The 8800-nt window shown below is 49.3% G+C and carries 9 protein-coding genes; 5 read left to right on the top strand and 4 right to left on the bottom strand.

Features of this window, described 5'->3' with window-relative positions; genetic code table 11:
• The 3 genes from O6R05_RS05790 to O6R05_RS05800 form a co-directional block, all read right to left on the bottom strand.
• Positions 1 to 1212, bottom strand: coding sequence for a M20 metallopeptidase family protein (locus O6R05_RS05790; RefSeq protein WP_271191051.1), 1212 nt, complete (start codon positions 1210 to 1212; stop codon positions 1 to 3).
• Between the two features lie 89 nt (positions 1213 to 1301).
• Positions 1302 to 2291 carry a tryptophan--tRNA ligase gene (gene trpS / locus O6R05_RS05795; RefSeq protein WP_271191052.1) on the bottom strand — a complete coding sequence of 330 codons (990 nt, stop codon included), beginning with the start codon at positions 2289 to 2291 and terminating at the stop codon, positions 1302 to 1304.
• Positions 2292 to 2293: 2 nt separating this feature from the next.
• The gene (locus O6R05_RS05800) at positions 2294 to 3550 is read right to left on the bottom strand and encodes an amidohydrolase (protein ID WP_271191053.1); all 1257 of its coding nucleotides are present in this window, start codon (positions 3548 to 3550) and stop codon (positions 2294 to 2296) included.
• A 228-nt stretch (positions 3551 to 3778) separates the two neighbouring features.
• Here O6R05_RS05800 and rpsD point away from each other — a divergent pair, with 228 nt between their 5' ends.
• The 4 genes from rpsD to O6R05_RS05820 all read left to right on the top strand — a co-directional run bounded on the left by rpsD (position 3779) and on the right by O6R05_RS05820 (position 7033).
• Positions 3779 to 4375 (top strand): 30S ribosomal protein S4, encoded by a 597-nt coding sequence (gene rpsD / locus O6R05_RS05805; protein ID WP_271191054.1) that lies wholly within the window; start codon positions 3779 to 3781, stop codon positions 4373 to 4375.
• 64 nt (positions 4376 to 4439) lie between these two features.
• Positions 4440 to 4700, top strand: coding sequence for a DUF2007 domain-containing protein (locus O6R05_RS05810; RefSeq protein ID WP_271191056.1), 261 nt, complete (start codon positions 4440 to 4442; stop codon positions 4698 to 4700).
• 103 nt (positions 4701 to 4803) lie between these two features.
• On the top strand, positions 4804 to 5343 hold the full coding sequence (locus O6R05_RS05815; RefSeq protein WP_271191057.1) for a LemA family protein: 540 nt from the start codon (positions 4804 to 4806) through the stop codon (positions 5341 to 5343).
• 10 nt (positions 5344 to 5353) lie between these two features.
• Positions 5354 to 7033, top strand: coding sequence for a DUF2207 family protein (locus tag O6R05_RS05820; protein ID WP_271191058.1), 1680 nt, complete (start codon positions 5354 to 5356; stop codon positions 7031 to 7033).
• Between the two features lie 182 nt (positions 7034 to 7215).
• Here O6R05_RS05820 and O6R05_RS05825 read toward each other — a convergent pair whose 3' ends face one another.
• Positions 7216 to 8064: an AraC family transcriptional regulator gene (locus O6R05_RS05825; protein WP_271191059.1), complete on the bottom strand. Its 849-nt coding sequence runs from the start codon at positions 8062 to 8064 to the stop codon at positions 7216 to 7218.
• A 138-nt stretch (positions 8065 to 8202) separates the two neighbouring features.
• Here O6R05_RS05825 and O6R05_RS05830 point away from each other — a divergent pair, with 138 nt between their 5' ends.
• Positions 8203 to 8769: a 6-pyruvoyl trahydropterin synthase family protein gene (locus O6R05_RS05830; RefSeq protein WP_271191060.1), complete on the top strand. Its 567-nt coding sequence runs from the start codon at positions 8203 to 8205 to the stop codon at positions 8767 to 8769.
• The last annotated feature ends 31 nt before the right edge of the window (positions 8770 to 8800 follow it).

The raw sequence follows: 8800 nt of genomic DNA on the forward strand, positions 1-8800 counted from the left end.
TTATGCCTCCTTGAAATAGTTCAGGACGACATTGATATGGAGCGCTACACCGTAGATATAACCATCGGGGTTCATCACCACATTCGGATTGTGAAGCGGATAGGTGCCGTACTTATCGTTCTTTACCCCTAGCCAAGCCATCGCCCCCGGCGCCTTGTTAAAGAAGTTGCCCACATCCTCTGCGCCCATTTCCGGCGGCAAAATCATGGAAGCCGCGTCCTGACCCAAAAGATCGTGAGCCGTTCTCATGACAAGATCCACCATGGTTTCATTGTTGATTGTCGCCATCGTCGATTTAAACCGTGTCAACTCCGCTGTACAGCGATGGGCCTTGGCAATGCACTCCGCCAAGTCCTTCATCCGAACAAAGATAGCTTCCCGCTTGGCTTCATCGAAAGTCCGCACCGTCCCTTGCAGATACACCTTATCCGCAATGGCGTTCCATGTCCCCAGCATGTGAATCTCCCCAATCGTGAGCACGATTTTGTCCAGTCCGGAGAATTCACGGGACGGCAGTTGGTTGTAGGCTGCGATAATGGCACTCAGTGCCCCTGTCGGGTCAATGGCCGTATCCGGCATGGCGCCGTGGCCGCCTTTACCTTGAATGGTGAGCTCAAACCGGTCAGAGGCCGCCATGGCTTCTTTTTGAGCGATACCGATCGTGCCGATAGGCTTGGTGACGTCGCCGTGAATGGCAAAGATACCGTCGATGCCTTCCATGATGCCCTGATCTACCATCGTGGCCGCGCCGCCCAATTCGTTGATGCCTTCTGCCATCAGTTCGTCGTAGTGTTCCGCCACGATACCTTCTTCTGCCGGTTGAAAGATAAATTTCAGATTGCCTTTTAACACATCCCGGTGCTCACTGAAATACTTCGCCACGGCAAGCAGCATTGCCACGTGCCCGTCATGACCGCAGGCGTGCATAAAGCCCGGGCAGGTGGACTTATAGTCCAGATCCGTGTTCTCTTCAATAGGAAGGGCGTCGATGTCGGCACGCAGAGCAAAGGTCTTGGCCTTGGGATCCACGACAATAGATCCGACAACCCCGGTGCGAGCCATCGTGGTAAAGTCGATGCCGTATGACGTGAGTTTATCCTGTATAAACTCCGATGTCTTAAATTCATAAAATCCGATCTCCGGATGTTGGTGCAGCCATTTAAAATTCTCTAAGAGTTCCGCTTCATAAACTTTGAGTTCATTGACGTTCATAACTACCTCCTTGTTGCAATGTTGCGTTATAAATTTAAATAAATAAAACCTCGTATTCATTGTAGCATAAATAAATACGAGGTTTCTATTTATCTCGGAATAAAACCGACTTTCTTGTAAACTTTACGGAGCATTTTCTGCGCCATGCGAGACGCCCGTGCCGCCCCCTCCGTGTAGACGGATTCCAGATAAGCTTTGTCGTCCCGAATGGTTTTAAACCGTTCTCGAATCGGACGCAAGCCGTCGTTGACCACCTGTGCGAGGTCGGATTTGAACGCACCGTAGCCTTGGCCTTCGTACTTCGCCACCACTTCGTCAGCACTCAGCGTGGAAAAGGCGCAGTAGATATCAATGAGATTTTTAAGACCCGGCTGATCATCGCTGTACGCAAACGTGCCTAAGGAATCAGTGACCGCCCGCTTGATCTTCTTTTCCGTGTCCTTTTCCGAATCCAGAATGAGAATAAAACCGTCGCTGTTCTCGTCGGACTTGCTCATCTTATGCGCCGGATCCTGCAGTGACATAATGCGAGCTCCCACCTTCGGCGCCAGAATGTCCGGGACTTCAAAAGTATCGGAGTAGCGGCGATTGAAGCGCTCAGCAATGTCTCGGGTCAGCTCGATGTGCTGACGCTGATCCTCCCCTACAGGCACCAAGTGTGTACCGTAGAGCAAAATGTCCGCCGCCATCAGAACCGGATAGTTGAAAATCCCCGCAAGAACTTCCTTGCTCTTTTGCGACTTTTCCTTAAACTGCGTCATCCGTCCCAGTTGTCCGTAGGACGTATACGTGTTCAGTACCCAGGCCAGTTCAGCGTGCTCCGGCACATGGGATTGAATGTAAATAATGGACTTTTCAGGATCCAAACCGCAAGCAAGATAGAGTGCTAAGACGTCCAACGTATTCTTGCGCAAGTCCTTAGGTTCTTGCGGCGCCGTGATGGCGTGGAGATCCACAATGCAGTACAGACAGTTGTACTCGTCCTGCAAGCCGATAAAATTTTTCAGTGCCCCGATATAATTTCCGATAGTGAGGGATCCTGAGGGCTGAATCCCGCTGTATACAATTTTTTTATCCATGATTAAACCTCGTTTAAAATTCGCCGTGTTCGTGTACTCACTTCATAACGCACCTGCTCATCATCAAAGCATGACTCGCGGTCTTTAACCTTGTACTCACCGTCAATCAACACATCGGTAATGTCGCCGATATCGGCGCTATAAGTCAAGGCGCTGAGTAAACTGTTCGCCGGGGTGAAATGCAAAGACTCCAAATCAAAGCATATCAAGTCCGCCTTTTTCCCCACGTCCACCCCGCCGTGGTTAAAGCCGAGCACATCGCCGAAGTCAAAAGCACGTCGAAGCATGTCAAGACTGCCGATGGTCTCCGGTCCCCAAGCATTTTTTGCAACCAGTGTCCCCACCTGAAGTTCCTTGATGAGGTTTTGATTGTTGTTGGAGGCCACACTGTCCGTGCCGAAGAGAAAGTCGATCCCTTCCCCGAGCCATCTGCCCACCGGCGCCACGCCGGAACCCAATTTCAAATTGGAGACAGGGTTGTGCACCGGGATAAAGGGACAGCCTTTGACGGTGTTGATATCCCGCTCCGTCATATGCACGCAGTGCGCCGCCACAAGGGGCACATCCAGATAGCCCAGCTCCCCGAAGTAATCCACCACGCTCATCCCGTGAGCGGTTTCAAAGTCTTCCTTTTCTTTTTCAGTTTCCAACACATGGGTGTGAAGCACGCCGCCGTAGGTCGTCCCCAGCTCCAGACAGTCCTTTAAAAAACTCTCGGAACAGGTGTAGACCGAGTGGGGCGCTAAAATCACGCGCTGATTGGCGTTGCCGTAAGTCGTGTAATCTTTGACAAAGCGCTGCAGCTTCTTATCGCCATCGCCGCTCAGATCCATAACCCCTTTGCCGTAAAGACCTTTCATGCCCAGTTCACGACCTGCCTGAACCACATAGCCCACGCTGTCGTACATATCCACAATGGTACCGACGCCGCTATAGAGATTTTCCAAGAGCGACAGCTTCGATGCCCAATAAATATCCTCCGATGTCAACTTGGCCTCGAAAGGCCAGATCTTCGTCTCCAGCCAGGTCTGTAACGCAAAGTCGTCGCCGTAACCCCGCATCATCGCCATGCCCAAATGGGTGTGCCCGTTGGTGAACGTCGGCGTCACCAGACGATGGGACATATCGCGATAGTCTTTATCGTCACTGTGAAGCTCGACGCCGATGGCGGTGATGGTATCTCCTGTGATAGCAATGTCCATACCCGTCTGCACCGTGCCGGTCTTCAAGTCCAGTATGTTCGCATTTTTTAAAATCATAGTGCCTCCAGTTTTAGAAATTATACCACAGACGGACCGCCGTGGCGGCAAAATCTCAACAAAAAACTGACCTCTGACCACATCGTGTCTCTCCCTGCCACCGCACAGCCGAAACTCCTATAAAAGTGGGAATTTCTTCACAAATGCCTTTACATTACCGCCGCAATTTAGTATAATGCTTTCGGCTCTTAAATTATCGCGGCAAAGAATATTAGGAGTTGAAGAAAAATGGCAAAAATGATGGCACCAAGATTTAAACAATCCAGACGTCTTGGTCTCAACGTATGCGGTCACCCAAAGGCTATGAAACGTGCCGTAAAGGGTACTGCAAGAAGTGATAAGAAGTTAACTGAATACGGTAAGCAATTACTCGAAAAACAAAGACTACGTGCTTACTACGGTGTGCTTGAAAAACAATTCGTCAACCTTTTCAAGGAAGCTAAAAAAGCCAAAGGCCAAACCGGTCCGCTTTTAGTACAATACCTTGAACGACGTCTTGACAACTTAGCTTATAGAATGGGCTTTGCTTCTTCTATTCGTCAAGCTCGCCAAATGGTAACTCACGGACACATTAAAGTCAACGGTAAGAAAGTCAACATCCCTTCTTATCGCTGTGACGAAGGAGATGTCATTGAACTCTCCGAACGCGGTAAAAAGGTTGAGATGTTTAAGGAAAACTTCCAAACGAACTTTGTAACATCTTACCCTTATATTTCAAAAGATGAAAACTTCAAGGCAACTCTCGTAACCTTACCGGAACGCGAAGACGTGCCAATTGAAATCGAAGATCAACTTATCGTTGAATTCTATTCTAAAAATATGTAATGAAAAAGATGGACCTAACCCAGTCCATCCTTTTTTATATGCAATGGTTTCGGAGGCGCTATGTATGAAAGATAAACAATTTTCCCAACTGGTCACCGTCTTTGACAAACTCAAACTCGCCGGCGTCACGGCTATCTTGGAAGACAACGGCATCGCCCACATCGAAGAGGGTGATCAGGTGAAAGACTCCATGAGCTTTCTCTACTACGACAACGTCTTTATGGGCGTGACAATCTACGTCGAGACGGCACGTCTGGATGAGGCGAAGGATCTGATGGCACTTATCGGAGAACTCCCCGCCCGGGACGATAACACAAACCTATGATGCGAGCCTCACACGAGGCTCTTTTTTTGACTAAAATGAATTTACAATGTCTTTACATAATTCCATTCCCTTTGTGGTATAGATAGCCTAAGGAGGTATCGCTATGTTATTTATATTGCTGCTTTTACTGGTGGGCATTGTGCTCATCTATATCATAACCACACAGAACCGACTGGTTCGCACCCGTGAAAATATTAGTAACGCCCTGTCTCAAATCGGCGTCAACCAAACAAGCCGCTTTGATATCCTGAGCCAACTGGCCAAAGCCACTGCAAGCTACTCCAAGCACGAGTACCGCACCTTAATGGATGTCATTGACGCGCGTCAAACACCCCAGACACCAAAGACCGTCGACGACAATGAAGCCCGGATTCAACAGGCCATGACCACAATTCACGCCGTGGCGGAACAGTATCCGGACTTGAAGGCCTCCGTCGTCTACCAAAACACCATGGCTCAAATGGACAATTACGAAAACAAAGTGCGGACGGCTCGAATGGTCTACAACGACACCGTCACCATCCACAATCGGCTCGTCCGATCCATTCCGTCATCCATCGTGGCATCCCTCTTCGGATTTACAGAAGCCGCTTATCTGGAAAACGACCCGGCAAAATCTGAGATGCCCGATCTAAACTTTTAAGGAGCTGCCTATGAAAAAATTTGCGACCCGCCTGATTCTGACGCTGGTCCTCGCCTTCTCCCTGAGCGGCATGGTCCATGCCGATGCCATCGACAGCATTGAAATCCGCGCCCACATTCTCGACGACGGACGCATGGAAGTCACCCAGGTATGGCAGGCCGAACCCACCGACGGCACCGAGTTCTATATCCCCATGAACCTGGGTCATATGGAACTGACCGACTTCGCCGTAAGCGATGAAGACGGCCCTTACACCGAGATGAATCCCTGGAACATTGACTTGAGCTTGGAAGAAAAAGCTCGGCACTTCGGCCGCAATGACAACGAGCTGAACTTCGGCAAGACCGAACTGGCGCCCAAGATCTACACCTTAAGATACGTCTTGAATAACGCCGTCCAAAACTTCTCCGATAACGACGGCTTCAACATTCGCTTCGTCAACGATGCCATGGATCCGGCACCGAAGCGCGTCAAAGTCACCCTCACGGCGCAAAACGGTCCGATCACCGACGACGTCGCCGACATCTGGGGCTTCGGCTATAACGGCGACGTGGTCTTTCAGGACGGCGCTGTCGTCGCCACATCTGAGGACTTCAGTGCCGCTAACCACCTCACACTGCTGATCGGATTCAACAAAGACTTCCTCCATCCCGCCTATGCAGGAAGCGGCGACTTTGCGGAATTGAAAGCTAACGCCATGGACGGTTCAAGCTACGACAGCGGCGCCGTCTACAACGACGCGTCCGACACAGGTTACGGCTCCGACGGTCTCAGCCTCATGCCCATCATATTGGTACCGTTCTTCGTCGTTATCATCATTATGCTCATCATTATGTTCATCATTATCTTTGGCCGCACGTCGTCGTTATTATCCAAGACGGTGGCAAAGAACTATAAGGATGCCAATAAAAAGGATCACCTGTCCAGAGAGCTGCCGTTTCACACCTACCTGCCGGCTCTCTACTACCTCGCCGATGCGAAAGGCGACAAATTCCGCAACTTTATCAATGCCTACTTTTTAAAACTCATGTCCATGGGACTGTTGGAGTTTTCCGGCACCAAGAAAAAACCCCTTTTGCATCTGAAAGCCGACCCGACGGCGACACCGGATGACCCTTTGATCGCCATGTTCTATGAGAACCTCTTGCGAGCGGCCGACGGGGACAGCACCCTCACCCCCAAAGAGTTCACCACCTATCTTGCCAAATTTTCTGAAGTGAATCAGCTTCTTGCCGCATCGCTGAGCTACAACGGCCGTGAGTATCTCTTAAAGAATGGTTACCTTACCTACGAGCGCAAGGATCTCGATAAAAACCGTGAGTTCTATCTCACCCCTGCCGGCATTGAGGCGGTGGAGAACATCTACGGTTTCAAGAACTTCCTCAAAGAGTTTACCCTCTCCAAAGAGCGGACGCCGATGGAAGTCACTCTGTGGGAAGATATCCTGATCGGTGCCACGGCTCTGGGTGTCGGAGAAACCGTGTTGGCACATTTGGAAAAATTCTATCCTGAATTTGCTGAAGGCAATTACCAACACGTCTACACCCACTACCTCACCATGTCCACCTTCACCTCCAACGCTGTATCCGGCGGTCATGCTTCCTACAGCTCGTCCGGAAGCGGCGGTTCAGCCTCCTTCGGAGGTGGCGGCGGCAGTGTCGGCGGGGGCAGCGGCGGCGGCAGTCGCTAATCCCTTGATAAAAATAAAAAAGAAAAGCCATGGCTTAGGTCATGGCTTTTTGTTATCTCTTTTATTGCGGCGTGTTCTTTTCTGTTTTTGCTTGCGCTTAAGATTTGCTCTGCGTGCTCGCTTCGTGTGTTCGTGTCTTGCCAGCTCTTTCTTCTCTCTCTTTTACACTTTGTCAAAAGCCGCTACATAGAGGGCTGCGGTGCATCGTCACGAGACGCCTCCCGGTACGTCTTCGGTGTCATGCAGTACTGCTGGTAAAAGAGATTGCCGAAGTAACTTTGCTGCCCGAACCCGCACTTTTGAGCCACCGTGGCAATAGCCTCGTCTGTCTCCCGAAGCATCGCCGCACTCCGTTCCAGACGGTAGAGATTTAAAAACTCCATCGGCGTCTGGAGAGTATACTTTTTAAAAATAGCATAGCTTTTGCTCCGACTGATGTTCGCCACGCCGGCAATGTCCGTGACATAGAGTTTCTCCCCGTAGTGCTTGTAAATAAAATTCACCATCTTTCGATAGAGCATCATATCTTCACTCACGTGAGTCTCAATGTTGTGCTCCTGCGCATAGAGCAGGTACAGCTTCTGCCAAATCAGGTGAAGATACGCCACCAACCGCAGCTCATAACCCTCAGGACGTTCCCTTTGAAGCTCACCCACCGAACGCATCAGCTTTGCCAGTTCTTTGGCACAAATTGACTGTGCCGGTATCACACGGCAGGCAAAATTCCCGTCCCCATAGAGAGGATCAATATACTTTTGCCGAATGGCAGGCTCGGAAGTAAACAACTTCTTATTCAGTTCTACAGAGAGAAACTTGCCGCTATCTCCCTCATTGCAAAACATCCGATGAAGCTGATTGCGGTTGATGATACACACATCCCCCTCATGCAAATCCAACGTCTGCCCGTTGATAAGACAATTCACATCGCCTTCCAAAATCAGTACCAATTCAATCGCATCATGCCAATGGGTCAAAACATAATGGCTCTCCGATGTCCCTATTGCTTCGACCGACGTGTCCACATTCCTCATAGATCCTCCTATCATTAATCATTGTGAATAAAGATGATTTTAATAAAACTTAATACAATCTTACTATAAACAGCTCTTTTTAAAAATTATAATAACATACGTAGTTAGAAATTTCACAGGGAATTTTAAGGAGGAAACATGAGAAGCTTTACCACATTTGACTTACAATACGCACATCGCTTTTTAGGCTTTAAAGGCGAAGCACAATACCTTCACGGCCACACCGGTACCCTCACCATCGAAGTGGAAGATACCATCAACAAAGGTGTGAACATGGTATTCCCTTGCAACGAAATCAAAAAAATTGCATGGAACGTACTTAAAAACTTCGACCACGCATTGGTTTTAAGAGAAGACGATCCACTTCTTCCTGCTATTCTTAAAGCCTATGAAGAACAAGGTATCAAAGACGGTGCACCAAACAACGTGATGGTCGGCCCTAAATTCGAAACCGAACTCGCTAAAGCATATCCTGAATGCCGTCTGGTAGTGACCAAAGAAACCATGACCGTTGAAGGCATGATTAAAATCGTTTACGATCTGTTAAAAGACGATCTGAACATTGCCAAAATCACTTTCTCCAGCGGCGACAATGCAGCATCTCAAGAATACACCGTATCCGGTGAAAAAGATCGCTGCCCACTCTGCGGTATCCTTCTTGACGAAAACGGCACTTGCCCTAAGTGCGGTTATAAAAAACACTAATTCCGACCTACCTTAGCGGAAGTGTGAGCAC

Source organism: Peptoniphilus equinus, from assembly GCF_027921445.1.
GTDB classification, from domain to species: Bacteria; Bacillota; Clostridia; order Tissierellales; family Peptoniphilaceae; genus Peptoniphilus; species Peptoniphilus equinus.